The organism is Phycicoccus sp. Soil748, assembly GCF_001428025.1.
Classification (GTDB): domain Bacteria; phylum Actinomycetota; class Actinomycetes; order Actinomycetales; family Dermatophilaceae; genus Pedococcus.
In genome coordinates this window covers 261,123-286,252 of record NZ_LMSC01000007.1, presented here as the reverse complement: position 1 = coordinate 286,252, position 25,130 = coordinate 261,123, and the positions used below count along the sequence as shown (strand labels likewise).

Genomic DNA, 25,130 nt, shown 5'->3' with positions numbered 1-25,130 from the left:
AGGCGTATCCGCCGTGCCCGACCAGTCCCCGACCAGCGACCCCATGGCGGCCTTCGGGCCGAACGAGTGGCTCGTGGACGAGCTCTATGAGCAGTACAAGAACGACAAGAACTCCGTCGACAAGGCGTGGTGGTCGTTCTTCGAGGACTACCAGCCGTCGGAGGGCGAGGGCAACGGGTCGGTGAACGGCGGCACGTCGTCGGCCCCGACCGCGCAGGCCCCGACCGCCCCGGCCGCGTCGAAGCCCGCCGCGCAGGAGAGCGCCCCGGCCAAGGCGAGCGCCGCCGCGCAGGCCACCAAGCCGGCCTCGGCGAGCGCCCAGCCGGCCACCACCGCGAAGGCGTCGTCGGCCACCGACTCGGGCAAGCCGCAGGCGACGAGCACCGACCGCTCCGACGCGAAGACCGACACGGCCGTCGCCGACAAGCCGGAGGACAAGGAGGCCGCGGCCGCCAAGGAGCAGCCCAAGCCCCGCGACCCCGAGGTCCCCAAGGCCACCGGCCCGGTCAACCAGGACGAGGTCAAGCCGCTGCGAGGCGCGAGCGCCCGCACGGTGACCAACATGGAGTCGTCGCTGACGGTGCCGACCGCGACCAGCGTGCGCGCGGTCCCGGCCAAGCTCCTCATCGACAACCGCGTCGTCATCAACAACCACCTGGCCCGCTCGCGCGGTGGCAAGGTGTCGTTCACCCACCTCATCGGCTACGCCCTGGTCAAGGCGCTGGGCCACATGCCGGAGATGAACAACGGCTACACCACCGACGAGAAGGGCAAGCCGGCGCTGGTCGTGCCCGGCCACGTCAACCTCGGCCTCGCCATCGACATGGCCAAGCCCGACGGCACCCGCCAGCTGCTCGTCCCCTCGATCAAGTCCGCCGAGTCGATGGACTTCGCGCACTTCTGGACCGCCTACGAGGACGTCGTCAAGAAGGCCCGCGGCGGCAAGCTGACGGTCGAGGACTTCCAGGGCACGACGCTCACGCTGACCAACCCGGGCACGATCGGCACCGTCCACTCGGTGCCGCGCCTGATGGCCGGCCAGGGCGCGATCATCGGCGTCGGCGCGCTGGAGTACCCCGCCGAGTGGCAGGGCGCGAGCCAGGAGACCCTCAACCGCAACGCCGTCTCCAAGATCCTCACCCTGACCAGCACCTACGACCACCGCATCATCCAGGGCGCGCAGTCCGGTGACTTCCTGCGGATCGTGCACCAGCTGCTGCTCGGCGAGAACGGCTTCTACGACGAGATCTTCGAGTCGCTGCGCCTGCCCTACGAGCCGGTCCGCTGGGTCCAGGACATCTCCGCCCACCACGACGACGACGTCAACAAGACGGCGCGCGTGCAGGAGCTCATCCACGCCTACCGCGTGCGCGGCCACCTGATGGCCGACACCGACCCGCTGGAGTACCGCCAGCGCCGCCACCCCGACCTCGACGTGACGTCGCACGGGCTCACGCTGTGGGACCTCGAGCGCGACTTCGCGACCGGCGGGTTCGGCGGGGCGCCGATGCTGCGGCTGCGCAAGATCCTCGGCATCCTGCGTGACTCCTACTGCCGCACCATCGGCACCGAGTACATGCACATCCAGGACCCCGAGCAGCGCCGCTGGCTCCAGGCCAAGATCGAGGTCGGCTACGCCAAGCCCGGTCCCGACGAGCAGCTGCGGATCCTGCGCCGCCTCAACGCCGCCGAGGCGTTCGAGACGTTCCTGCAGACCAAGTTCGTGGGCCAGAAGCGGTTCAGCCTCGAGGGTGGCGAGTCGGTCATCGCGCTGCTCGACCGCATCCTGTGCCGCGCCGCCGCCGACTCCATGGACGAGGTGTGCATCGGTATGCCGCACCGCGGCCGCCTCAACGTGCTCGCCAACATCGCGGGCAAGTCCTACGGCCAGATCTTCCGCGAGTTCGAGGGCAAGCAGGACCCCAAGTCCGTGCAGGGCTCCGGCGACGTGAAGTACCACCTGGGCACCGAGGGCGAGTTCGTCGCCGAGGACGGCAGCAAGACCAAGGTCTACCTCGCCGCCAACCCCTCCCACCTCGAGGCCGTCAACCCGGTGCTCGAGGGCATCACCCGCGCCAAGCAGGACCGCCTCGACCTCGCCGGTGAGGACTTCACCGTGCTGCCGCTGCTCATGCACGGTGACGCGGCGTTCGCCGGTCAGGGTGTCGTGGCCGAGACGCTCAACCTCTCGCAGCTGCGCGGCTACCGCACCGGCGGCACGATCCACGTCGTCATCAACAACCAGGTCGGCTTCACGACCTCGCCGAGCGCCTCGCGGTCGAGCACGTACTCCACCGACGTCGCCCGCATGATCCAGGCGCCGATCTTCCACGTGAACGGTGACGACCCGGAGGCCTGTGTCCGCGTGGCCGAGCTGGCCTACGAGTTCCGGCAGGAGTTCAACAAGGACGTCGTCATCGACATGGTGTGCTACCGCCGCCGTGGCCACAACGAGGGCGACGACCCGTCGATGACCCAGCCGCTCATGTACAACCTCATCGAGGCCAAGCGCTCGGTCCGCAAGCTCTACACCGAGGCCCTCATCGGCCGCGGCGACATCGGGCAGGAGGAGGCGGAGGCAGCGCTGCGCGACTACCAGCAGCAGCTCGAGCGGGTCTTCGTCGAGACCAAGGCGGCCCTCAAGGAGGCCTCCGAGGAGGCCACCAACCCCACGCTGGCCGGCACCGACGCCGAGGGCCACTCGGGCCTCGAGCCGCCGTCGGCGCAGGCGAAGGACACCAGCACGCGTGCCGCCGACCAGACGGCCATCACCGCGGACGTGCTGCAGCACATCGGCGACGCGTTCGTGAACCCGCCGCCCGGCTTCACCGTCCACCCGAAGCTGGCGCAGGCGATGGAGAAGCGCGCGGCCTCGATGCGCGACGGCGGCATCGACTGGGCCACCGGCGAGCTCGCGGCGTTCGGGTCGCTGCTCATGGAGGGCACCCCGGTGCGCCTCGCCGGGCAGGACAGCCGGCGTGGCACGTTCGTCCAGCGCCACGCCGTGCTCATCGACAAGAGCACCGCCGAGGAGTGGACGCCGCTGCTCTACCTCGGCGACGGCCAGGCCCGGTTCTGGGTCTACGACTCGCTGCTGTCGGAGTTCGCGGCGATGGGCTTCGAGTACGGCTACTCGGTCGAGCGCCCCGACGCGCTCGTGCTGTGGGAGGCGCAGTTCGGCGACTTCTTCAACGGCGCGCAGACCGTCGTCGACGAGTTCATCTCCTCCTCGGAGCAGAAGTGGGGCCAGCGCTCGTCCGTCGTGCTGCTGCTCCCCCACGGCTACGAGGGCCAGGGACCGGACCACTCCTCGGCCCGTATCGAGCGCTTCCTGACCATGTGCGCCGAGGACAACATGACGGTGGCCTACCCGTCGACGCCGGCGAGCTACTTCCACCTGCTGCGTCGCCAGGCCTACGCCCGTCCGCGTCGTCCGCTCATCGTCTTCACCCCGAAGTCGATGCTGCGGCTCAAGGCGGCAAGCAGCATGCCGGAGGACTTCACCACCGGCACGTTCCGCCCGGTGCTGCCCGAGCGCAAGCAGCTCGACGCGTCTGCGGTGACGCGGGTGCTGCTCGCGAGCGGCAAGGTGGTCTACGACCTCGAGGCCGCCCGCGACAAGGCCGACGACGGCGCGACCGCGATCGTGCGGGTGGAGCAGCTCGCTCCCCTGCCGGCCAAGGAGATCGCCGCCGAGCTCGCGAAGTACCCGAACGCCGACGTGGTCTGGGTGCAGGACGAGCCCCGCAACCAGGGCGCGTGGCCGTTCATGGCGCTCAACCTGCCGCAGGCCCTCGCCGACCTCGGCGAGACCCGCGCCCTGCAGGTGGTGTCGCGCAAGGCCTCGGCCTCGCCGGCCACCGGGTCGAGCAAGCGCCACGCCGAGCAGCAGGCCGAGCTGATCGCCGCCGCCCTGGCTCGCTGACCGACAGCCACAACCCCACGCAACGACAGGTATGCCGCGTGGCCCACGGGCCGCGCGGCATACCTGTGTCCAAAGCGAACTCATCTGGCGTTACAGCGGGAAGACGCCTGACGCCTCGTTCTTCCGGTGGGGGCCGAACCAGCCGATCGACTGAGGCGGGGGCCGGTTGGGCGCTGGGAGGATCCGGGGGTGCAGCCGATCACTGACACCAAGCCAGCGCCCAGCGCCCGCGACCGCCGTGGGGAGCGCCGCCGCCGCCTGGTGTCCGTGCTGCTGGTCGCCTTCGCCGTCGTCGACGCCGTCCTCATCTACGAGGCGATGACGAAGTAGGCGCTCGTGTCGCCGTGGGCGCGTGCCCTCGTCAGGCTCGGGGCCGCGCCCCGTTAGTGTTGCAGCGTGTACTTCACCGATCGTGGAATCGAGGAGCTCGCGGCGCGACGGGGCGAGGAAGAGGTCTCCTTCGAGTGGCTGGCCGAGCAGCTGCGGACGTTCGTCGACCTCAACCCCGAGTTCGAGACCCCCGTCGAGCGGCTGGCCACCTGGCTGGCCCGGCTCGACGACGATGACGAGTGAACGAGACGACCAGATGACGACGATGAGGACCAGCGCGTGAGCGAGCCCACCTTCACCCCGAGTGCCGAGTTCCAGGTCGTCGCCGACGGGCCCCGCGACGTCGCGATGGTCTTCCTCGGCGCCTCGATGGTGGCCGGGGTCGGCGACCCCAAGGGCCAGGGCTGGGTGTCCCGCGTCGTGGGGCGCACGCACCACCCCGACCTCGAGCTCACGGCATACAACCTCGGCGTCCGCGGCGACACCTCGGCGGACATCCTCGGGCGCTGGAAGAGCGAGTGCGCGCCGCGCTGGCGCGGCCGCTCGGAGAAGCGCCTGGTGATCTCGGTCGGCACCAACGACGCCGCGTCCGGCGTGACCCTGGCCCGGCACCGGCTCAACCTCGCCAACATCCTGGACGACGCGGCGAGCGCCGGCATCGGCACGTTCGTGGTCAGCCCTCCCCCGACCGACGACGACGAGCTCAACACCAAGCTCGACGTCCTGGTGGAGGCACAGGCCGACGTCTGCAACCGGCGGGATGTGCCGTTCGTCGACTGCTACCGGCCGCTGCTCGGGCACGAGCAGTGGCGCACCGACCTCGCGGCCAGCCGGGTGGCCCACCACCCGGGCCAGGCGGGGTACGGCCTGATCGCGTGGCTGGTGCTCCACAACGGCTGGTACGACTGGCTGCAGATCTCACCCAGCTGACCGCGCCACCCGCGGGCGGCCCGCGCCACGCGTTGGCCGTCCCCGCCCGTCGCGCCGGTCAGACGGTGAAGACGATCTTGCCGAAGACGTCGCCGGCGGCCATCTTCGCGAACCCGTCCCGCGCCTGCGCCAGGGGCATGACCGAGTCGACCACCGGCTCGATACCCCGGTGCGCGACGAACTGCGCGAGCCGCTCGAGCTCGCCCCGCGTGCCCATCGTGGAGCCGACCACGCGCAGCTGCTTGAAGAAGATCTTCGTCAGCTCGGCCTTGGCCGGGGCGTCGCCCGAGGTGGCGCCGGAGATGACGATGGTGCCGCCGGGGTTGAGCGAGTTGACCGAGTGCGACCAGGTCGCGGCGCCGACGGTCTCCATGACGGCGTCGACCCGGGCCGGCAGGCGCTCGCCGCTGCCGAACGCACGGTCGGCGCCGATCTCGACGGCCCGGCGCCCCTTCTCCTCGTCGCGCGTGGTCACCCACATGCGGTATCCAGCGGCGTTGCCGAGCTGCACGAGGGCGGTGGCCACACCGCCGCCCGCGCCCTGGACCAGCACGGTCGCGCCCGGCGTGAGGGCGGCGTTGGTGAACAGCATCCGGTAGGCGGTGAGCCACGCGGTGGACAGGCAGGCCGCGTGCTCCCACGACAGACCCTCGGGCTTGGGGACGAGGTTGCCGACGGGCACGCTGACCTTCTGGGCCAGCGTGCCGTCGTGCAGCTCGGACAGCAGGGTGCGGCGGGGGTCGAGGGTCTCGTCGCCGCGCCAGCCGTCGCTGGGGATGACCGCGTGGACGATGACCTCGTTGCCATCGGGGTCGACGCCGGCGCCGTCACAGCCGAGGACCATCGGGAGGCGGTCGGCCGGGAGGCCCACCCCGCGCAGCGACCACACGTCGTGGTGGTTGAGGCCGGAGGCGCGCAGCGAGACGGTGGTCCAGCCCTCGCGGGGCTCGGGGTCGGGCCGCTCGCCCACCTCGAGGCCGGAGAGCGGGTCGTCGGCGGACTGGCTGGAGGCGTAGGCGGCGAGCATGGGTCCGAGACTATGGCCCCACTCCGTCAGTCGCCCCCTCGGCAGTCACCCAACCGATCCCAGACGCAATCTTGACCGACTGCTGACCGAGTCGCCCGTACGTTTCCGCCCATGCCCCCGCGTAACCAGTGTCCCGTCTGCCTGTGGTCGGTGCGCGCCCAGGACGGGGTCGTCGTCGAGCACGATCGCATCTCCTTCGGTCTCACCGAGCGTTGCACGGGATCGGCCAAACCGGTCCAGCCGGCAGCCGCTGGTAGGTAGACCGCCCAAGGGCCAGCTGACAGGGTGCGCGCGATGAGTTAGCGAGTCGCTGCCGTGCCGGCCTCGGACCGGACCGCTCGCTGAGGGGTCTCCTGCAACGGTCCGTAGTTCCCGCTGTAGTAGCCGGCACTCGAGCTCTTCGGCGAGACGCGGTTGAGCACGACGCCGAGCGTGTGGCCGTTGACGGTGGCGAGGTTGGCGAGCGCGTCCCGCAGCTGGGTGTCGAGCGTGTGCCCGGCGCTCACGACGACCAGGGCACCGTCGGCCGAGGCGGTCAGCACCGCGGCATCGGTCACCGGGAGCAGCGGCGGGGCGTCGACGATAACCGTGTAGGTCTCCCCCAGTCCCTCGAGCAGTCGTCGCATGGCCTTCGAGCCGAGCATCTCGCTGGGGTTCGGGGGCACCCGGCCGGCGGCGAGCACCGACAGGTTGGGCAGGCCGCCCACCTGCTGCACGACCTCCTCGAACTCCACGCTGCCGATGAGCACGTCCGTGAGGCCGAGGCCCTCGATGAGCCCGAAGCTCTCGGCCACGACAGGGCGGCGCAGGTCGCCGTCGATGAGCACGACGCGACGGTCCGACATCGACAGCGCGGCCGCGAGGTTCATCGCCACGGTCGACTTGCCGTCGCCGGGGAGCGGGCTGGTGATGACGATGATCCGCGGCGGGTTGTCGATGTCCATGAACTGCAGGTTGGTGCGCAGCTTGAGGAACGACTCGGCCGAGTGCACCGGGTCCTTCTCCTTGCTCGTCCCGGCCACGACGAGGGGCACCAGGCCGCCCTTCTTGCGCACGAGGGCGGACGTCTCCGGGATGGCACCGGCCACGGTGACGCCGAAGTCCCGCTCGACCACCTCCGGCTCACGGACGCGCCGGTCGAGCTGGCTGCGCAGCAGCGCGTAGCCCAGGCCCAGCATCAGCCCGAGCACGAAGCCGAGGGCGAGGTTGCGGCGGGTGTTCGGTGACACCGGGCTGGCCGGCAGGGCAGCAGACTCGATCGGCACGACGCGCAGGGCCTGCGCGGCCTTGCCGGTCGGGTTCTCGACTGCCTGCACCTGACGGGCCAGGGCGGCCACCCAGGCGTCCGCGAGCTGCTGCGCCCCGCGCGGCGTCGCGGCCCGTGCGCTGATCTTGAGCAGCACGGTGTCGACAGGCTGCGTGACGGTGATGCTGCCGATCAGGCCGGCCGGCTGGGCGCCGAGGCCGAGCGTGTTGATGACGTCCTGCGCCGTGGCCCGGCTCTTGGCCAGGTCTACGTATGACGTGGCGCGCGACTTGGCGAGGGAGTCACCCACGGACGCCTCGCCGGGGTTGCTGCTGGCGCCGGCGCTGACGAAGCCGCTCGCGTCGGCCTGGTAGACCTTCGGCGTGACGAGGCTCAACCCACCTGCCACGGCGACCCCCAGCAGCATGAATGCCACCAGGCCTCGCCAGTAGGTGCGGGCAACGCGCAGGTAGTCGGTGAGTTCCACGGCTGGTGTGTCCCCTAAGAAAAGCGCCCGGGCAGGGCGAACTGCAGCGAAAGGAGGCTAACTGTCCCTCTGCTCCCTTAGGGTCGGGATGTGGCAAGTTCATCCGATCACCCGAGGGCCCGCACGATCCGTTTGGTCGCCCTTGGGGCGAGCGTGGCGGTCCAGGTCGACGGCAACCGGGCGGATGCGGCGATCGCCGAGATCGAGCGCGTGTGGCACCTGTGTGCGGGCACCGACCATGACGGGGCCGATGCCCGGGTGTTCGTGACCCATGACGACTCCAGCGAGACCGGTGCCGACCTGGACGCCGGCGTCGTGACGGGGTCCGTGCTGCCCGACCTGATGCAGCTCATCACCCAGGCAGTCACCCGAGCGGCCATCGATGCCCAAAAGGGTCGTGTGGTGATGCTTCACGCCGCTGGGATCCAGTCTCCTGAGACCGGTGCCGTCGTCGCCCTTGTGGGCCCAGGAGGCACAGGCAAGACCACCCTCGTACGCACCCTGGGCGTCGGGCGCGGATACGTCTCGGACGAGACGGTGGCCGTGACCGCCGACGACACCGTGCTCCCCTATCCCAAGCCGCTCTCGGTACGGCGCGAGCCGGCCGGCCCGTGGAAGGACGAGACCGACCCGCTCGAGCTCGGGGTCCTGGCGCCCGCGCCGCAGGCGACGCTCGCCGCGATCGTCCTGCTCGACCGACAGGACGGGTATGCCGGTCCCCCGGCCGTGGAGCAGATCCCGACGCTCGATGCGATCGCCGCGCTCACCCCTGAGACCTCGCACCTGCCGGAAATGGAGAAGCCGATGCAGCGAATGGCTGCCCTGTGCGACGGCGTCGGCGGTGTGATGCGGGTGACCTACCGCGAGGCCGAGCACCTCGCCCCTCTGCTGGATGGCTGGCTGGAGACGGGCGCGTGAGGGCCCGCAGGGTCCCCGTGCACGACGAGGTGGTCCGCGACGGGGAGTCGGTGGTGCTGCTCGGGCGCCAGGTCATCCGGCTGTCGGCCATCGGCACGACGTTGCTCGAGCTGACCGGGGACTGGCGCGACGTCGACGAGCTGACGGTCGACCTCACCGACCGGTTCGGCCACCCGCCCACTGGCCACAGTGCGACGGAGATGACCGAGGCCGCGCTCCAGGCGTTGCAGCAGCAGGGGCTGGTCGAGCTTGGCTGAGACCGCCGAGCTGCGACTGTCCGAGGCGGTGCCTCTGGCACATGCCCTGGTGGCGCGGCTCGCGGAGCTCCAGGGCGTCCGAATACTGTTCATCAAGGGGCCGACCGCGGTGGCGCTTGGCGCACGGCCGCCGCGCGTGTCCACTGACGTGGACGTGCTTTGCGAGCCGGGGGGCCTCGAGCGCCTAGGGCCTGCAATGGAGCACAGTGGCTGGCGACGGCGGCTACGGAAGACCGCCGAGACCCGCTTTGTGCACGCGTCTCAGTATCTCTTTGACCACTCCATCCATTACATCCACGACGAGTGGCCATGCGACATCGATATTCACTTCAACTTCCCCGGCTTCCTCGCACCAGACGACGTCGTCTTTGAAGAGCTGTGGACACGGCACACCTCTCTAAATGTCGCGCACTGGCCGGTCCCGTGCGCGGACTACCTCGGTCAGGCAGCGATCGTCGCGCTGCACGCTCTGCGCGACCCCCACCTGGCCCACACAGCTCCAGACCTGCAGTTCGTCACCCAATCACTACGCGGCCGTGGAGCGCCTGCCTCACATGACCTCGCCGCATTGGCAGCTGCGACCGGAAGCGCCGAGACGCTTCGTCCGGTCTTGGAGGAACTGGAGATAACTGCGCCCCAGGGCCCGTCGCCCGATCACGAGCTTCTGCGCCGGTGGCGGGTCCGCACCGGCGATGGCAGTGTCCCCACGACCCTATGGATGATCGAAGTCCGTAACGCGAAGTGGAGCGCCAAGCCCCGGTTGGTTCTGCGAGCGCTACTTCCTCCCACCGATGCGTTGTACAGCAGCCATCCGGACGTGCCACGCTCCTCGCGAAACACGACGCGCCTTCTTCGTAAGCGCTGGAGACGCGCCCTTCCTCACCTGCGTCGCGGCGTCAACGCCGCGCGCCGGGCCGAGGGCAGGTAGGTAGCGATGTCGCGCATCTGGTCGCGCGCTGATGGTGTTGCGTTCGTTGACGATGGGGAGAGAGTCATCGTCCTCGACCTGCGAAATCCCTGGTGCACCAAGCCTGTGCTCCTGTCTGAGAACGCCTCCAGAGTTTGGCGCGCACTTGGCATGGACGAAGCCGTATCGGTCGAGAGGTCACTCGCGGCGGAGCCGCCGAGGGGCCATAGCTCGGCGCTTCCTTCCGACGCGCTGGCGATGACCCTCGAGGCCATGCAAGCGCACGGCCTCGTTACAAGGCGGCAGTGATTAGCTGCCGTTCACCGTGTAGCTGAAAGGCACGTTGTCGAGAGCACCCGTAACAACAGTCTGGGCCCAGTTCAGGTTCTGGCTGGGAGGCGCCGGGGCCGGCTGGGTCAGGGTGACGCTGACTCCGGTCCCAATGTCATTTCGGGTGACAGCGCTGTTCGGCCAGGTAGAGGACGGACCGCCAGACCCGTTTTGCTTGAGACCAGCCGTGACCACGCTAGTGATCGTGAGCTTGCTGTTGCTGTTCCTGAGCGCACTGAAGTTGAACGTGAAGGTTCGCCTCGTGGAGCTCGCTGTCGTGACCGAGATGGGAGTAGGCGAGGAGAGAGCCGTTACTGCGTCCACCGTCACGGGATAGTCAGGAGCCGCCACCGTATTCGTCGAGTAACGCAGGTTAGAGGCCGTAGGTTGTATGGAGGGGGAGGCGCCCGTCGTCATCGTGAAGGACTTGGTCTCGATCCCTAGGGTGTATGACTGCGGCTGCGTGAATGTGAGGGCCGGATTCGCACCTTGCGCGAGGCCACTGAAAGAGATCGTGTTGTCCCTCCCGGTGCTCTTGACCGAGACAACCAAGGTGATGGAGGCGTCTCCGCTGGCACTGGCAGGCACGTAGGTGGCAGCCACGGACTGGATCGACACGCTCCCGGACGCCGCCGCCGCAGGGGCCGCCGTGGCGACAATGACCACGGGCACCGTCCAGGCCACACCCTTGGTGATCGCTCGACGGTCGATCTCCCGGCCCCCCGGCGCAGACTTCTCTGCGGCCGACTCATCCTTGAACATGCTGCCCCCTGCCGAAAGCGCCAAGCCCCTGTGCTTAGCGGTTGACCAGGAAACTAACCATTCAGGTCAAGCAATGCCTTGATTTTGGTAAATGTTTCTTAAAGTGAATGCGGCATTGCGACCGTTTTACACCGATTACTGCCCTCAAACCTCAACCGTTCGGCTGACATCGAGCTCAGTTGCATAGAGCGGTGGCAAGCCGAACACCGGCGGTGATGCCGCTGACGGGCCCGGACTGCACGACCGCCCCGAGGATGATGCGGTCTTGCCGGTGGGCACCGTGTTGGGTGTCGTGGCGGCGATCGTTTTGGCGTCGATGCCAGAGACCCGGGCAAGCACGCCGCGACAGGTGATGCCGGCCCGGGTGATCTCCTTGCGTGCCGGGATCACGGCGCCGTCCCGACCGAAGACGGCCGCCGAGGTGTTGGCGTTGACGGTGGCGATCGAGTAGTGGTTGCCGACGAAGGTTACGTTCTGGCTAGATGCGTGCGCGGAGAACGACGCCGGGAGCGCCGTACCAGTGTCGCGGCTGGGCAGCCGGTGACGGTGTTGTCTGACCCGGCGGTAGCGCCGAAGGTGTCGAGGATGGTGACGTTGCAGTCGGTGGAGGCGGCGGTGCCCGCCTTGCGGATGCCGAAGAATCGGCCGGTGGCGGCCGGCCCGACGCTCGGGATCGGAGTCGCGGCTGGCGAGGACGACATCTTCGCGTCGACCGCGCGCACAGGCCTAACGTCGAACGCGAAGACCTACGTTTTCCCTGGCCCGGGCCTGGTGGCCTTCACTCCGGCCGGGAGCGTCGTCAAGGTCGGCATCGCAGCCCCCTCCACCGGCACCTCCCAGGTGGTTACGGTCGCTCTCCCGGGCTACCTGCTGAAGCGCCAGCTCGGCACCTGGCGCGACCGTTCGAGTCGTCGCCAGGACCAGCCCCAGCAGAGCCCACGCAGGGCATGGGAACGCACCCGTGGTGAGGAACCACACACCCACCATCACGACCACGGCCCTGCTGACAGGGCTACCCGCCCTTCGGAAGAGCGCAACCATCCAAGCTATGAGCAGTAGCAGCCCCACGCCGCCCAGGTAGGCCAGCCAGTCGAGATAGAGGGCGTGGAGGCTGTTGATCGAGGTCAGGCCGACTGGCAGTCGCTGCCACCCCGCCCCGACGAACGGGTTCACCGCTTCCAGCACACCCCCAGTGGCCGATGCGAGGTTGGCATGGATGTGCAGCGTCTGCCCCGCGTCGCTGCGAAGGCGCGGGCCGAACACCACGACCGCCACGGCGCCGATCACAGCGAGCAATGGCGCAAAGGGACGCGCCCTGCGCAGCGTCGATCCAGAGAGCCCCTGCACGACCAGCAGCCCGAGGGCGGCGGCGACCATCGAGGAGATGGATCGGCAGTAGAACAGCCCTAGGGCGCCCACCCCGAGGAGCGCCCAGCGCCGTAGCCCGGTGCGGAGCCACCCGACGAGCAACAACATGGCGGCGATGGAGCCGAGCTGGTTCGGCCCTCCGGCATACCCTGCGAGGCGGGCATCGCCGTGGTTCTGCACCGCGAGAACGTCACCGACGGTGACGAAGGGGGCAGTCAGCACTACGGCGGCCCCGACGACGGCTGCGGTCGACCACATGCGGCGCTCATCAACCAGACGGGGCAGCGACCACGCCAGCAGCAGCGGCTCGAGCACCCGGATGAAGGACACGACGCCGGGGTCAAAGTTCGTGCGGACCAGACCCCAGCCGACCATCGCCAGCGTGAGGGCGCGCACGCTTGGGTGCATGGTCGCCGGCTTGGTGCCTCTGACTGCGGCGGCGGCCGCCACATAGACGACTGCCGCGTCGGTGAAGCGCAAGTCCACCGGCCCGACGGAGGCGATGACGGGTAGCGCCTCTGCGACCACGAGCCCCGACGCGATACCGATACCGGCGATGAGGGTGCGCGGGCCGATGACGAAGACGAGCGCGGCGACAGCGAAGCCAACGAGCGGGACAGCCAACGGGCCCACCGCCACATAGCCACCGATGACTCCAGCAGCGGCGATCAGTGCCGGCCACCCCAAACGACGCATGGGCCGAATCCTCCCATATGAGGCGGCGGTGACGCCGCGGGTTCCCTGGATGCCACCGACCACCACAAAGGAGACCCCCACACGCGCCGCGGGCTGGCGCGTCGCGTGCAGGGGCCGAACGACCACCCTCACACCGGAAGCGTGATCACGCATGAGGACGACAGCGCATCTCCAGCCCACACTCAACGCCGCACGCGGCATCCGCAGCGTGGGGGTCACAGGAGACAGGGACGCGTCGGTAGGAGTTACTCGCAGCCAGCGCCGGGCCTCAGCGTGGTCGTCTGCGGGAGGACCAGCGGCTGGACCAGGGTGGTCACCGGACCGCGCGCTGTGACCGGCTCTGCGATCTTCATGCGCAGGATGCGAGTCTGACCGGGCTTGATCTCCACGCTCGCGGTAAAGACCGGCCGTCCTCGCTCGGAGTCAACCGCCAACAGCGCTTGCTTCCCGTCCAGCGTGGCGTCCGAGAACGCTGCACCCTTCGTGGCGAAGTAGCCCACCAGTAACAGGTTGCTTCCCCTGACCGTCGACACCGGCGAGTGGTCTTCGCGCCCGGCCACATAGTTGCTCAACCCGGACTTTGGAGCGCGGTTGGTAAGGCGGATGGTGACTATGGCCTCGTGCGAGGGGAGGCCACCGCATGGCGCGCCTTGATAAATGACACTTCGCGCGAGGTAGTAGTCGAGCTTGTTACCGCCCGCATTGTTGATGACGACGCCAGAGAACAAGTTCTTGGTGTCGCTCAACGCCCCACCCACAGCATGCGAAGCGAGAACACCTTGCTCGCCGGCCCGCGTGCTGTATATCAGCAGTCGGCGCTGCGACGTCGCCGTCCTCAGTGCGAGGACGGACTCCGTCGGCTGGGCGGGGAGCGCGCGAAGGATCTGATCAGCGGCGGCCTTGGCCACCCCGATCAGGTACCGCTTGCGCTCATCAGGGTCCGCGAATTTCTGATAGGCATCCCGCTCCGTTAGGGCAACGACGTTGGCGGAGGAGACCGTCGCGCCATCAGGAAGGGATGCCGGTCCACTGACGCCGAGCAGCAGAGACAAGACGGTGGGGTCAATGGCCGCAGCGCCGTCCAAGCCCTTTCCGGTCTTGGCGTTGTAATACCGCATCAACAGCCGGGCACCGTCGGGGAAGTGCGGGCTGACCGTGGTGTTTCCGAAGTACCGACCTGGATCAGCCCCTGCGTAGTGGCCCTCGTAACCCTGGCTGAGCCCCGACACCGGGACCCTGATCCCCTTGAAGTCGCCGGGTACTCCATAGCGCACGATCGAGAGCTTCCCCCGATCCGCTTGCACGATGGCGTATACGCCGGGCAGGCCACCGGCGCCCCTGGCCTCGGCATTGTTCTGGAATGCCAACAGGTAGCGGCGCGACCCCTGCGCGCCGAGCATCGGGGGTAGCACTCTCGTCACGTCGTGAACCGCATGCAGCTGTCCCGTCAAGGACTCGAGCTGTTCGATCAGCCGGGTCCGGCCACGGTCCACAGGGCCGATGCGGCTAACGGGAAGCGCGCGGACGCCAGCCGCGAGCCCCTCCGCCGCTTGCCCTGCCCGGCCAAGCGGGCCCTCCACCTTCATCACCGGGCCGAGGTCGATGCCTCCGCCCGCCCTTCTGAGATCAGTGTGCAGCACCGTGTCGCGAGCACTCACAACTGGGGGAATCACTGAGCGCGCAACGCCGTCCACTGCTGTGGCGGCGCCCTGCACCGTAGAGAACGGTCGACCGAGCACAGGCACACCTGTGGCCAACCTCCAAGGAAGTGTTCGCGTTGCTTGGTGGGCAGCAGCCGCCTCATGCTGCAGGATGCGCAGCTGTCCATCCAACGTCGCCGAGGTCGAATCCACGCGCGTCACGGATGTCCTCAACAAGCCGACCGCCGCCTGCGCATTGCGCAGGTGGCGGTCGGTCTGGAGGGCTATATAGCCGAGGACGATGACGTAAAGAACCACAACGATCGCTGTGGCAAGTCCGGCATTACGGAGCCGGCGGCGTCGAACCGGCTTCACAATGGAACTCAGGCGGTAGCGTTGACGCGCTTGCGCCGCTTGCTCGCCATGAGCATCGCCGCACCACCGATGAGCAGGAGGCCACCGGTACCAGCGGCCTTGAACGTGTCAGATCCGGTGAAGGCGAGGGAGCCATTGCCGGACGGAACCGCGGATGCAGCCGGGGCGGCCACGACGGTGAAGGTGACCGACTTCTCGACGCCGGAGGTGGCACCCACCACGGTCAGGGTGTGCTGTCCGAGGGAGACCTGGGGCACCTTGAAGCTGCCCTTGGCCACACCCGCAGGTGACACCTTCGTGGTGTCGACGACGACGGGAGTCGAGTGCACCGTTGCAGTCGCCGTCTCCTTCGGGGAGTAACCCGTACCGCGGTAGCTGACCTTCTGGCCCACCACGACCTGGCTGTCGCTGATCGTCAGGGTGCACGAGGCGGGCGGGTAGCCGCCCACGCAGTCCGCCGCGCTCGCGGGTCCGGCGAAGCTGATGGCGCTTCCGGTCAGAGCGGCAGAAAGGCCGATGGTCACTGCAGCAGCTTTCATACCGCGCATGGTTGTTTTCCCCTCGTACAAGAATCGGTGAGCGTTCGCGCGAAACGTACCATTGATCAGGGTTGTCTCGTGCACTTCGCCAGCCTGAAGGACCCCGCTTGCACCGACCCTCGTCCGTTCGGTTGATTTTCGGCGCCCCTCGGCCCACGTCGTCCGAACAGGCCGTGCCTGACCTGCGGCTTTGCCACGGTGGCTGATGTCCAGCCCTTGGCGACGCGTCGCCTCAGGCCACTGGACATGACCTACACTCATGCGGGCATTCGGCGCCGAACGGACAAAGGGAGAACGCGGGTGGGAAGTGGGGGGAGCGCACGGCGGCAGCGCATGCACCGTTGGGTGTGGGCGATTGGCGACGTCATCATCTGGGTTGGCGCCGTTCTCGGCGCCGCGTGGATGCGTTACGACTTCTCCACGGTTCTAGTGCTCACCCGCGGGGTAGGCAGTGCCTGCGCGATCGCTGTGCTGGTTCACCTCGTGGTCGGCGCGGTTGTGGGGCCGTACGCCGTAGGTCACGACCGCGGCTCCTTCGAGGAGACCCGCGACGTCGGACGGACTGCGGCCCTGACGACGATCGTGTTGATCCTTGTCACCTTCTCGCGTCACCTGGTGGACGGTGTGCCGCGCAGCGTGCCAATCACCGCTGGCGCGTTTGCCATGGTGGGGATGTTCGCCATCAGGTTCATCATCCGATCGTGGCGGTCCCGCCGGCAGGACGCCGAGGGCGAGGAGAAGAAGGTCCTCATCTTCGGGGCTGGCGAGGCTGGCCAGCGCCTCACCCGCAGCCTTATCCGCGACCAGCACAGCGGCTTCCACCCTGTGGCCCTACTGGATGACGACCGGTCTAAGGCTCGGCTGCGCATGGAGGGCATCCGGGTGCGCGGCACCCGTCGGGAGATGGCCGCGGTCGCAGACAAGTACGACGCCAGCACCCTGATCATCGCCCTGCCCTTGGCAGCGGCCAGCACGATCCGCGACATCACCGAGCTGGCAACCGACGCCGGGCTCGATGTCCTGGTGCTTCCTAAGATCAGCGAGATCATGGGTGGCCGCCCCACCGCCGGCGACCTGCGCGACGTCAATGTCGCCGACCTCCTCGGCCGCCGACCCGTCGAGCTCGACATGGCTGCGATCGCCGACCAGATCGCGGGCAAGAAGGTGCTCGTCACCGGCGCCGGCGGTTCGATCGGCTCGGAGCTGTGCCGCCAGATCGCCCGCTTCGGCCCCGACAAGCTCTACCTGCTCGACCGTGACGAGTCCGGTTTGCAGGCCACCCAGATGAGCCTCGACGGCCACGGGCTGCTCGACAGTGACCAGATCATTCTGGGCAACATCCGCGACACCGAAACGATGGAGCACGTCTTCTCGACGACCAAGCCCGACATCGTCTTCCACGCAGCCGCGCTCAAGCACTTGCCTCTGCTCGAGTCCTACCCGCTGGAGGCGTGGAAGACCAACGTGCTGGGCACGCTGAATGTGCTGACTGCGGCCGCGAACGTGGGCGTCGGCACCTTCGTCAACATCTCGACCGATAAGGCGGCGAATCCCAGTTGCGTGCTCGGCTACAGCAAGCGAGTGGCTGAGCGCCTTACGGCTGACTTCGCGGCGCGTTTCGCCGGTCAGTACGTCTCCGTGCGGTTCGGCAACGTGCTGGGCTCGCGTGGTTCGGTCGTCCACGCGTTCACGGCCCAGATCGAGCGCGGCGGCCCCGTTACGGTCACCCACCCCGACGTCGAGCGGTACTTCATGCTCATCCCCGAGGCGTGCCAGCTCGTGCTCCAGGCGTCGACCATTGGCTCCGACGGTGAGGTCATGGTGCTGGAGATGGGCGAGCAGGTGAAGATTGTCGACGTCGCGCACACCCTCATCCGCATGTCGGGGCGTAAGGACATCGAGATCGTCTTTACAGGTCTGCGCTCAGGCGAGAAGCTCGGCGAGGAGCTGTTTTCTCCCCATGAGGACCGCAAGCAGACCTCGCACGAGCTGGTCTACAGCGTTGAGGTGCCCGCCATCGACTCCGAAGGTGCCCGGCGAGAGTCGCTCAAGACCCACAAGCGTGCAGCCGACTGGATGCGCTGCGAGGCTACCGTCGACCAACCAAAGGACACGAGAGTCAGCGCGTGATCCCGTTCCTGATCAGCCTGATCGTGACCCTCGCCACTGCGCCGGTAATACGATGGGCACTTATTAACCGCGGCATACTCGATGTCCCCAACCACCGTTCCTCTCATAGGACCCCCACACCCCGTGGTGGAGGCTTGTCCTGCGTTCTTGGCGTAGTGGTCGCGTTCATGGTGTCCCACATCATGGGCCTACCAGTGCCTTGGTTAGCTGCCGGCGCAGCCCTGGGCTTGGCGGCCATCGGATTCGCCGACGACCGCGCGGGACTCGCCCCTGTGCTGCGCCTCGCCGGTCAGGTGGGCGCTGGGACCGTAATGGGAGTCGCGGCGGGCGGAGGCTGGCTGATTCCGATAGGCGCGCTCGTGGCACCCGTCATCGTCAATGTCGTGAACTTCATGGACGGCATCAATGGCATCACCGGCTTCAGTATGGGCGTTTGGGGTGTAACAGCTTGGCTCGCCGGTGTCTCGGCGAACGCACCACCAGTATGGGTCCTCGGCGCAGCGGCGGCTGGTGCTGCTTTCGGGTTCCTCCCATGGAACGCCCCGACAGCCCGGCTTTTCCTCGGGGACGTCGGCAGCTACCTTTTTGGCGGCCTAATTGCAGCGGCCGTGGTTGTGGGCTTAGCCACCAAAGCCTCCCCCGTAGTCCTTATCGCCCCCTTGGTTCTCTATCTTGCTGACACTGGGACCGTTGTGCTGAGTCGAGCCGCGCGGGGAGTCTCGCTCATGGAAGCCCACCGCGAGCACGCCTACCAGCGACTGACCGGTGATGTCGGCGTAAGCCACGTAGCAGTGGCGCTTAGCATCGCTCTCGTAGCAGCAGCGTCCGCGGCGATGTGGGCGCTAACACCCCGCGCGCTGGCGACCCTATTTACAATCTGTGCCGTAGCCCTCTACTTGATGCTGCCGAACCTACTCACGGCTAAGCGGAGTCAATGAAGCATTCAACCTCTTGCGTCCCCAATTCCTTACCGCACGGTGACGACGTCTTACTCGCACCGGCTACCTTTAGTTGGATATCAACTGTGGCAACGGTAAGCCAATGAAGATCTTGCGGATTGCCGAACGCACCCTTCCCTTGCGCGGCGGCAAGGAGGTGCACGTAGCGGAACTTACAAGAGCGCAGGTGGCAATGGGCCACGAAGTGACTTTGTTATACAGCGCTGGCGACGGCGGGTTGGACGGACAGTCCCAGCAGATAATGCTTCCCAGCGTCGCGCGTCAGTTCCGGGGCCTGTCTAGGACATTCCTGTTTGCGGCCGCGGCCACTCGTCATATGAGCCGCGGATATGACCTCATCCACGCCCACGGTGACCTTGCGGAGGCCTGGTGGATTAGCCGACGCTGGAGTCCTGCGGCCCCAACAGTCCTTACCGTGCATGGACAGCTGAATCCTCGATACTCGAGGCTGTCGCGGTTGGCGTTTCGGAATATCGGCGCTTTCATCGCACTGGGCGATAACGTTCATGAAGACTTGTTGGGTTGCGGCGTCCCCGATTCACGCATCGTCACGATGTCGAGCGGCGTCAATCGCGGCATGCTAGCGGCGGTTGAGGCTCCCAGGAAGCCTGGCCATATCACTTGCGTCGGATCTTTGGACGCGGTCAAGAATGTAGAGACGGTAATTGCAGCTGTTAGATCTCTACCGACAAACATTCTGGTGCACTTGGACATAATTGGTGACGGCCCCCTTCGACAGCAGCTGGAGATCCAGGCGGCCGGAGATCCGCGTATCTCATTCCATGGCCAACTTCCTCGGGAGCGCGTCTACGAGCACGTGCAAGCCTCTGACCTGTTTATCATCGCCTCCCGCCGCCTTGCCTCGAAGGGCGAGGGCGTACCCACTGCCCTTCTCGAGGCCATGGCGTTGGGAACGGCATGTCTCGTTTCCTCCGAAGCCACGCCCGGTTCAGCCATCCCACGGTCGGATTCATACGTTGTATTCGACCCGTTGGACACGAAGTCCCTCTCAGATCTTATTCTTCGATGCCTAACCGACGCCGAACAACTCCGGCGGTTGGGCACCTTAGCCAGTGAGGCTGTCGCTCATTTGGACTGGCCGAACCAAGCGCAACGCGTCATGGGAGCATACGAAAGGGCAATCGAGCACCACAGCGCCGTAATTGGGCGCCGCCAGAACTGGAGCCACCCCAGTGCTTAGGCGGTTTCTCGCGCGACGACTCAATAGCAGCTTTGTCAAGGATTTCACTTGGCTTTCCGCCAGCAACCAGCTATCGACCGTGGCTTCCATGGCGGCCTTCCTGATTCTGACGCGACGGGAGGACGTGCCGCAGGTCGGACGTGTCGTATTCGCGCAAGCGATTGCAGCCCTGGTCATGATAATCCTCGACGTTCGTTTCGAAGACGCAGCACAGCGCTACTATCCCCTCATTGCACGGTCAGCCAAGCAGGAGGCTCAACTTTTCTTCTGGAGAATAGTGCGCCTGGACCTGATGTTCGGCATTTCCGTTTCAGTATTGTCAGTTGCGCTCTGGCTCACGTCCGCGCTCCCCCGAACTCATGTCCTCGACCCCGAATTCCTGACTTTGTCGCTCGCCGCCGCTGGCTTAGGTACGGCGACCGGCACACTTCGAGCTGGGTTCGCAATCAGCGACAATTTAGCGCATTACAGCAGGGTTTCATTCTATGCGTCCCTTGCCACTTCTGCCTTGCTCGTCCTCGGCACAGTCGTCGCCGGCGCGCGAGGATATCTTTCAGCGACGGTGGCCGGAGCGTGCGTACAACTTGTGTGGCTCTGGATAACGTGTAGAGGACACCTATCGCCAGCTCGTCACTCACCCAAGAACGCGCAACCCCCAGTCCCTGAAGGTTTCTACCGCTTCCTGTTCTCTACGTCAGCCTCATCCTCTCTAGCACTCGGCTCCGAGTCAGGAGTCCTTGCTATGAGTGGTCTTCTCGGGGGGCCCGCCCTGACGGCATTCCTGAAAGTTGCCCAAGCGCCCGGGCGGGTTGCACAAACCGCTTTCAGCCCCCTTTCAACACAATCGTTTCCCCGGATAGCGCACGCGGCCGCCTCTGGTGACAGGGACGCCATCACAAGACTCGTTCAGCGAATGACCATCACCGTCTTAGGCGTCGGCCTCCTGGGGCTTCTCGTACTCTCACCGTTGATGTCGAGGCTCATCGCCATCATGTACGGTCATGAGTATGCTTCTGTCGCACTGCCCGCCACCATCTTCGCTGCGGGTGGACTTGTAAGATCCGCCTTCTCGTGGACGAAGGTCTTCGCCGCCGCAATGGGCCGCCCGGGCGTCCGGTTGGGCGCGGTCGCGATGGAGGCCGTGATCACACTCGGCTGTACCTCCGTCCTCATCGTGCACTTCACCGACTTGAAGATGAGGCTGGCGGCGCTTGCGACTCTAAACCTTACGATCGCCATCGGTCTTGCAGTGTTTTGGAAAAATGCTGTATCCAGCGCGTCAATGTTCCCAGTCAGTCCATCACGGCAAGAATCCACCCGCACGCCTCAGGCCGGCGGCTGCGCGAATACCAGACAGGGTGAAGTTGAGTGACAGATAAACGACTAATCTATGTGCTCAACCATTATTCGGCGCGAAGCGCGAGCCACTTTAATCATGTCCTGCCGCTCCTGGAGGCTCTGGTGCGGCGAGGGATTGAGATCAGATTGCTCATCGAGAAGGCCGACGACCCACTCTTCCTCGGCACTGGTATCGAAGTGCGGCATCCGCGCACTCCTCTGCACCCCGCACTTCGGTGGATGTGGCTTGTTCGTGAGGTTCGACGGGCGCGAGCAAAGGGGTTTAGCACCGCTTTCGTTCGCATCGCCTCGTTTAGCGCTCTAGCGACGATTCTGGCGTTGGGCCGCCGTGGCCGAGTGTACTTTTGGTTGAGCGGAACCACACTTGAATTCGACAAGTCGCAACCTCGCAGCATTAACAAACTCAAATGGTGGGCGCGAACTTATTTTCCAACTCGCTTGGTGTGGAGGTACTGCCACACTTTTGTTACCGGTCCCGAACACATGGCCGCTTACTACGCCTCTCACGGAGTGCGCCGAGAAAAAATTCGCGTACTGTACAACGATGTCGTTGTCCGTCGCTTTCAGGGAACAACCCCCAACGCCCGAGAGTCCGCACGGGCTGCCCTGAGGGAGCAACTGCAGATTCCCGAACACAGCATCGTCTTGCTGTTCGTTCACCGACTGTCCCCGGTGCGCCGGACGCTTGATTATCTCCCTTACGCGCTTCACCATCTGCGGCGCCTTGACCTATTGGACGACACGCATCTCCTGATTGTCGGCGGGGGTCCAGACCTCCCGAAACTCATGGACCAAGCACGGGACGGTGGCCTTCGCCGCCACGTGCACTCGATTGGAGAGCAACCCAATACAGAGGTCGAGAAGCTCTATGCAGCTGCAGATGTCTTTATTCAGCCTAGCCACGCGGAGGGGTTCCCGCGCGTGATGCTGGAGGCTATGGCGAGCGGCCTACCCGTGGTTACAACCGACGCAGGGGGTTCCGGTGACATCCTTGGAAGGCTTCAACAGAGGTACGTCGTATCCAAGGACGATCCGCATGCATTCGCCGACCGCCTGGCCATGCTGCTCACGGAGAGAGACCGTTGGCAGGAGTTGCGGGCGGAGAACTCCCGTAGAGTACAGGATTTCGACACTCTAAAGGTCGCAAGGATGTACGAAGAGGTATTGTTCGATGGCTAATCGACTTCTTGTCGTCTCGGGCAATTGCTTCGACTCCGATCCATGGCGGGACCACACTGCACGGATCTGGGCGGAGTTTGCCGAGCGATTTGATGAAGTGCATATATTCGCCCGGTCCGTCGATCAGACGTTCAAGTCCGCCTCACAAGGCAACATATATCTCCACCTCATCCCGCGCGGCCCTCGTCCAATGGCGACGTTCCTTCTCAGCAGCTGGCTAGCACCTTTATTTGCTGTCCGCTGGGGAGCTACTCACATCTTGGCTCAATCCCCTGTGCATGGTGGCCCTGCCGCTGTCGTGACGGGGCGATTGCTGAAGAATCCCGTCTATCTGGAGTTTCACGGCGAACAGTACTTTCGCAGTCGCCCGAAGGGGGCCCTAGCTCACTGGCTCTTCTATAGACCGCTTAGCCTTTTAACTACCGCAGGCGCCACAAGACTTAGGGCGCTGTCGCCAGAAATGCGGGATGAAATCGCACGAGTATATCCGCGCAGCGTGACTAAGACGGTCGTTGTCCCTAATCGAGTGAATCTCCAAACTTTCCGCCCTGTAAAGCGCACCTACGAGTCGTCCGGGCCACTGCGCGTTATCACAGTCGGAGCATTGGTACAGCGCAAGAACCACTTGGCCCTCCTTCGAGCTCTGTCAGATTCATCTTGTCCCGTGACTTTGACCATCGTTGGTTCGGGACCACTAAGTCGGGAGCTCCAGGCCGAGGCTGACCGAGTCGGTATCGAACTCGAGATCTTGGGTAACCAAACGCATGAGCAACTAGCGTGCCGTTTGCGGGCGTCAGACGTCTACATTCACTTCGCAACATCCGAAGGTGTACCTCGAGCTATTCTGGAGGCGATGGCGATTGGCCTGCCAGTTATAGCCACGAGCGTGGGCTTCATGCGCGGCATTGTGAATCACGGCCGAAACGGTCTTCTACTTGATGCCTCCGGCGATGGCCTCGATCCAGCACTTCATTCGGTACAGGACGCAGCTTTTCGTAGGCGACTAGGCGAGGCAGCGTCACGTACTATAGAAGAGGAGCACGAGTGGCATGCGGTATTTGCTCAATATGTCGACTCTGTTCTTTACATGCGGAACGCTAAGACGACATGAGTCGTACACGCGAGAGAGAGATCGTAATTGCGCGAACGGCAGTCGCCGTCGCCTTTGCCGCTATTGCAGTGATGGCCAAAATTCTATCTTGGCCGCTAATCTTGGTCGGGGTTTCCGCCCTCCTTACCGTGGCAGCTTTTCTGCGCTTTGCACTGCGACATTTTGGTGAGCCCCCCACTCCGAAAAAATCCGCACACACTGGAAGGCCTATCTAAGATGCTGCCTCGTCGCCGAATTCTATTGGCCACCACAATTCCTCGCACCGCGCATCTTTTCTACCGTGAACTGTTTCACGAGTTCAAGTCCCGTGGCTTCGAGGTCCACCTGGCCACGTCTGATGGCCCGGAGATATCGTCCCTTCGTGATGTAGTCGACACGGTTCACATCGTTCCCATGTCTCGCCCGGTGTCCCTATTCAAAGACATTTCAAGCTTCGTGCGCTGGATAACGCTCCTGCGCAGAGTTCGACCCAATTATGTGTTCTGCGGCACACCCAAGGCGGGCCTCCTGGGCATGCTCAGTTCGCGTGTAGTCAGGGTGGAGAGGCGGGTCTACTTCTTACAGGGCCTGCGATTGGAGGGTGTGCAGGGGTGGAGCGGCCGGGTCCTGTCGGCAATGGAACGCTTGGCAAGTTGGTCCAGTCAGACGGTCGTCGCTGTATCTGATTCTCTAGCAGGCGAGTATGAGAGTCGCCGATTGTCGGCCTCGCGCCCCGTCGTGGTCCCGCACCACGGCAGCAGCCACGGTGTCAACACCGTTCACTTTGCTCCGACCCCGCCTGATAGGGGGTTGCTGCGCTCCTTGGGCATGTCGCCCGAGTATCCGACAATCGTGTTCCTAGGCCGATTGACTGCCGACAAAGGGCCTTCCGTTCTCGCGGAGGCGCTTGATCGAATGCATAGCCAAGGCGTATACGCACAGTTGCTGATACTGGGTGCCCAGGATGAGCGGGATTCGGCTTTCCATAGCCAGCGTCTTGTCGCCGATAGGCCATGGGTCCGCGTCGTGGACCATGTCTCCGACGTGAGGCCCTATCTCGCGGCTTCCCAGTTGTGTGTGCTGCCCACACGTAGGGAAGGGTTCCCTAATGTGGTGTTAGAGGCGAGTGCGATGGGTCTGCCTTGCGTGACTACGGAGGCCACTGGAGCTATAGATTCAGTCATCCACGGTCGGACTGGTCTCATAGTTCCGGTCGACGACGCCGACTCCCTAAGCACAGCAATGCGAACTTTGATAAACGACCCGGCTCTCCGAGCAAGCATGGGTGAAGCGGCTCGCCGGCGCGCTGTGGCGGATTTCCAACCGACCGATGTGGCTCGGGCGATTGCCGACATCGTGGAGGCGGAACAGGAGTGCTCGGTGCTCCTGGAGTCCCCGAGCGAACCCGTTTCATCGCGACTCGCGGGCAAGTGATCGGAAAGGCTCCGGTGATATTGGCCTGATCCTGTGCCATC

The 25,130-nt window shown here is 65.7% G+C and carries 21 protein-coding genes; 15 read left to right on the top strand and 6 right to left on the bottom strand.

Features of this window, described 5'->3' with window-relative positions; all coding sequences use genetic code 11:
• The first annotated feature begins 13 nt into the window (after positions 1–13).
• The 4 genes from ASG70_RS09040 (at position 14) to ASG70_RS09035 (ending at position 5,185) form a co-directional block, all read left to right on the top strand.
• On the top strand, positions 14–3,925 hold the full coding sequence (locus ASG70_RS09040) for a multifunctional oxoglutarate decarboxylase/oxoglutarate dehydrogenase thiamine pyrophosphate-binding subunit/dihydrolipoyllysine-residue succinyltransferase subunit (protein ID WP_369818893.1): 3,912 nt from the start codon (positions 14–16) through the stop codon (positions 3,923–3,925).
• Between the two features lie 189 nt (positions 3,926–4,114).
• Positions 4,115–4,255, top strand: coding sequence for a hypothetical protein (locus ASG70_RS19275; RefSeq protein WP_156399911.1), 141 nt, complete (start codon positions 4,115–4,117; stop codon positions 4,253–4,255).
• Between the two features lie 66 nt (positions 4,256–4,321).
• Positions 4,322–4,498, top strand: a complete 177-nt coding sequence (locus tag ASG70_RS19650; protein WP_200949233.1) for a DUF6104 family protein — start codon at positions 4,322–4,324, stop codon at positions 4,496–4,498.
• A gap of 36 nt (positions 4,499–4,534) precedes the next feature.
• Positions 4,535–5,185 carry a GDSL-type esterase/lipase family protein gene (locus ASG70_RS09035; RefSeq protein WP_056883504.1) on the top strand — a complete coding sequence of 217 codons (651 nt, stop codon included), beginning with the start codon at positions 4,535–4,537 and terminating at the stop codon, positions 5,183–5,185.
• A gap of 58 nt (positions 5,186–5,243) precedes the next feature.
• Here the strand turns inward: ASG70_RS09035 and ASG70_RS09030 are convergent, their stop codons facing one another.
• Positions 5,244–6,212, bottom strand: coding sequence for a zinc-binding dehydrogenase (locus ASG70_RS09030; RefSeq protein WP_056883503.1), 969 nt, complete (start codon positions 6,210–6,212; stop codon positions 5,244–5,246).
• 299 nt (positions 6,213–6,511) lie between these two features.
• Positions 6,512–7,945 (bottom strand): polysaccharide biosynthesis tyrosine autokinase, encoded by a 1,434-nt coding sequence (locus ASG70_RS09025; protein ID WP_056883502.1) that lies wholly within the window; start codon positions 7,943–7,945, stop codon positions 6,512–6,514.
• A 153-nt stretch (positions 7,946–8,098) separates the two neighbouring features.
• Here ASG70_RS09025 and ASG70_RS09020 point away from each other — a divergent pair, with 153 nt between their 5' ends.
• From ASG70_RS09020 to ASG70_RS18910, 3 genes are read left to right on the top strand one after another with little or no spacing between them, the layout of a single operon-like run.
• Positions 8,099–8,863: a hypothetical protein gene (locus ASG70_RS09020; protein ID WP_056883501.1), complete on the top strand. Its 765-nt coding sequence runs from the start codon at positions 8,099–8,101 to the stop codon at positions 8,861–8,863.
• Positions 8,860–9,120 (top strand): hypothetical protein, encoded by a 261-nt coding sequence (locus tag ASG70_RS09015; RefSeq protein WP_156399910.1) that lies wholly within the window; start codon positions 8,860–8,862, stop codon positions 9,118–9,120. The genes ASG70_RS09020 and ASG70_RS09015 overlap by 4 nt, the downstream gene beginning before the upstream one ends.
• Positions 9,113–10,048 (top strand): nucleotidyltransferase family protein, encoded by a 936-nt coding sequence (locus ASG70_RS18910; RefSeq protein WP_082590393.1) that lies wholly within the window; start codon positions 9,113–9,115, stop codon positions 10,046–10,048. Before ASG70_RS09015 ends, ASG70_RS18910 begins: the two co-directional genes overlap by 8 nt.
• A 288-nt stretch (positions 10,049–10,336) precedes the next feature.
• Here ASG70_RS18910 and ASG70_RS19270 read toward each other — a convergent pair whose 3' ends face one another.
• Positions 10,337–11,119, bottom strand: coding sequence for a hypothetical protein (locus tag ASG70_RS19270; RefSeq protein ID WP_156399909.1), 783 nt, complete (start codon positions 11,117–11,119; stop codon positions 10,337–10,339).
• 271 nt (positions 11,120–11,390) lie between these two features.
• Between ASG70_RS19270 and ASG70_RS09000 the strand changes: the two genes are divergently transcribed.
• Positions 11,391–11,570: a hypothetical protein gene (locus tag ASG70_RS09000; protein ID WP_056883497.1), complete on the top strand. Its 180-nt coding sequence runs from the start codon at positions 11,391–11,393 to the stop codon at positions 11,568–11,570.
• A gap of 275 nt (positions 11,571–11,845) precedes the next feature.
• Here ASG70_RS09000 and ASG70_RS08995 read toward each other — a convergent pair whose 3' ends face one another.
• From ASG70_RS08995 to ASG70_RS08985, 3 genes are all read right to left on the bottom strand, one after another.
• A complete protein-coding gene (locus ASG70_RS08995) occupies positions 11,846–13,183 on the bottom strand; it encodes a hypothetical protein (protein WP_056883496.1) in 1,338 nt (445 codons plus the stop codon).
• 245 nt (positions 13,184–13,428) lie between these two features.
• A complete protein-coding gene (locus tag ASG70_RS08990) occupies positions 13,429–15,141 on the bottom strand; it encodes a DUF4012 domain-containing protein (RefSeq protein ID WP_156399908.1) in 1,713 nt (570 codons plus the stop codon).
• Between the two features lie 65 nt (positions 15,142–15,206).
• Entirely contained in the window at positions 15,207–15,737 is a 531-nt protein-coding gene (locus ASG70_RS08985) for a hypothetical protein (RefSeq protein ID WP_156399907.1), read from the bottom strand.
• Positions 15,738–16,082: 345 nt separating this feature from the next.
• On the opposite strand from ASG70_RS08985, the gene ASG70_RS08980 reads away from it, so the two are divergent.
• The 7 genes from ASG70_RS08980 to ASG70_RS20360 all read left to right on the top strand — a co-directional run bounded on the left by ASG70_RS08980 (position 16,083) and on the right by ASG70_RS20360 (position 25,089).
• Positions 16,083–17,867, top strand: coding sequence for a polysaccharide biosynthesis protein (locus ASG70_RS08980; protein WP_369818892.1), 1,785 nt, complete (start codon positions 16,083–16,085; stop codon positions 17,865–17,867).
• Complete coding sequence (locus ASG70_RS08975; RefSeq protein ID WP_156399906.1) at positions 17,864–18,805, top strand: hypothetical protein; 942 nt, start codon at positions 17,864–17,866, stop codon at positions 18,803–18,805. Before ASG70_RS08980 ends, ASG70_RS08975 begins: the two co-directional genes overlap by 4 nt.
• A 103-nt stretch (positions 18,806–18,908) precedes the next feature.
• Positions 18,909–20,027, top strand: a complete 1,119-nt coding sequence (locus ASG70_RS20370) for a glycosyltransferase family 4 protein (protein WP_082590391.1) — start codon at positions 18,909–18,911, stop codon at positions 20,025–20,027.
• A gap of 88 nt (positions 20,028–20,115) precedes the next feature.
• A complete protein-coding gene (locus ASG70_RS19265) occupies positions 20,116–21,399 on the top strand; it encodes a lipopolysaccharide biosynthesis protein (protein ID WP_156399905.1) in 1,284 nt (427 codons plus the stop codon).
• Positions 21,396–22,565 (top strand): glycosyltransferase family 4 protein, encoded by a 1,170-nt coding sequence (locus ASG70_RS20195; RefSeq protein WP_082590389.1) that lies wholly within the window; start codon positions 21,396–21,398, stop codon positions 22,563–22,565. The genes ASG70_RS19265 and ASG70_RS20195 overlap by 4 nt, the downstream gene beginning before the upstream one ends.
• Entirely contained in the window at positions 22,558–23,676 is a 1,119-nt protein-coding gene (locus ASG70_RS20365) for a glycosyltransferase family 4 protein (RefSeq protein ID WP_082590385.1), read from the top strand. The genes ASG70_RS20195 and ASG70_RS20365 overlap by 8 nt, the downstream gene beginning before the upstream one ends.
• A gap of 216 nt (positions 23,677–23,892) precedes the next feature.
• Complete coding sequence (locus ASG70_RS20360; RefSeq protein WP_082590383.1) at positions 23,893–25,089, top strand: glycosyltransferase family 4 protein; 1,197 nt, start codon at positions 23,893–23,895, stop codon at positions 25,087–25,089.
• Positions 25,090–25,130 lie beyond the last annotated feature (41 nt).

Excerpts from the sequence above, each read along its gene's own strand:
- ASG70_RS20370 (WP_082590391.1), top strand. The coding sequence starts at position 18,909 with ATGAAGATCTTGCGGATTGCCGAACGCACCCTTCCCTTGCGCGGCGGC.
- ASG70_RS20360 (WP_082590383.1), top strand. The coding sequence starts at position 23,893 with ATGCTGCCTCGTCGCCGAATTCTATTGGCCACCACAATTCCTCGCACC.
- ASG70_RS08995 (WP_056883496.1), bottom strand. The coding sequence starts at position 13,183 with ATGCGTCGTTTGGGGTGGCCGGCACTGATCGCCGCTGCTGGAGTCATC.
- ASG70_RS20365 (WP_082590385.1), top strand. The coding sequence starts at position 22,558 with ATGGCTAATCGACTTCTTGTCGTCTCGGGCAATTGCTTCGACTCCGAT.
- ASG70_RS19270 (WP_156399909.1), bottom strand. The coding sequence starts at position 11,119 with ATGTTCAAGGATGAGTCGGCCGCAGAGAAGTCTGCGCCGGGGGGCCGG.
- ASG70_RS09030 (WP_056883503.1), bottom strand. The coding sequence starts at position 6,212 with ATGCTCGCCGCCTACGCCTCCAGCCAGTCCGCCGACGACCCGCTCTCC.
- ASG70_RS08985 (WP_156399907.1), bottom strand. The coding sequence starts at position 15,737 with ATGAAAGCTGCTGCAGTGACCATCGGCCTTTCTGCCGCTCTGACCGGA.
- ASG70_RS19265 (WP_156399905.1), top strand. The coding sequence starts at position 20,116 with ATGGCGGCCTTCCTGATTCTGACGCGACGGGAGGACGTGCCGCAGGTC.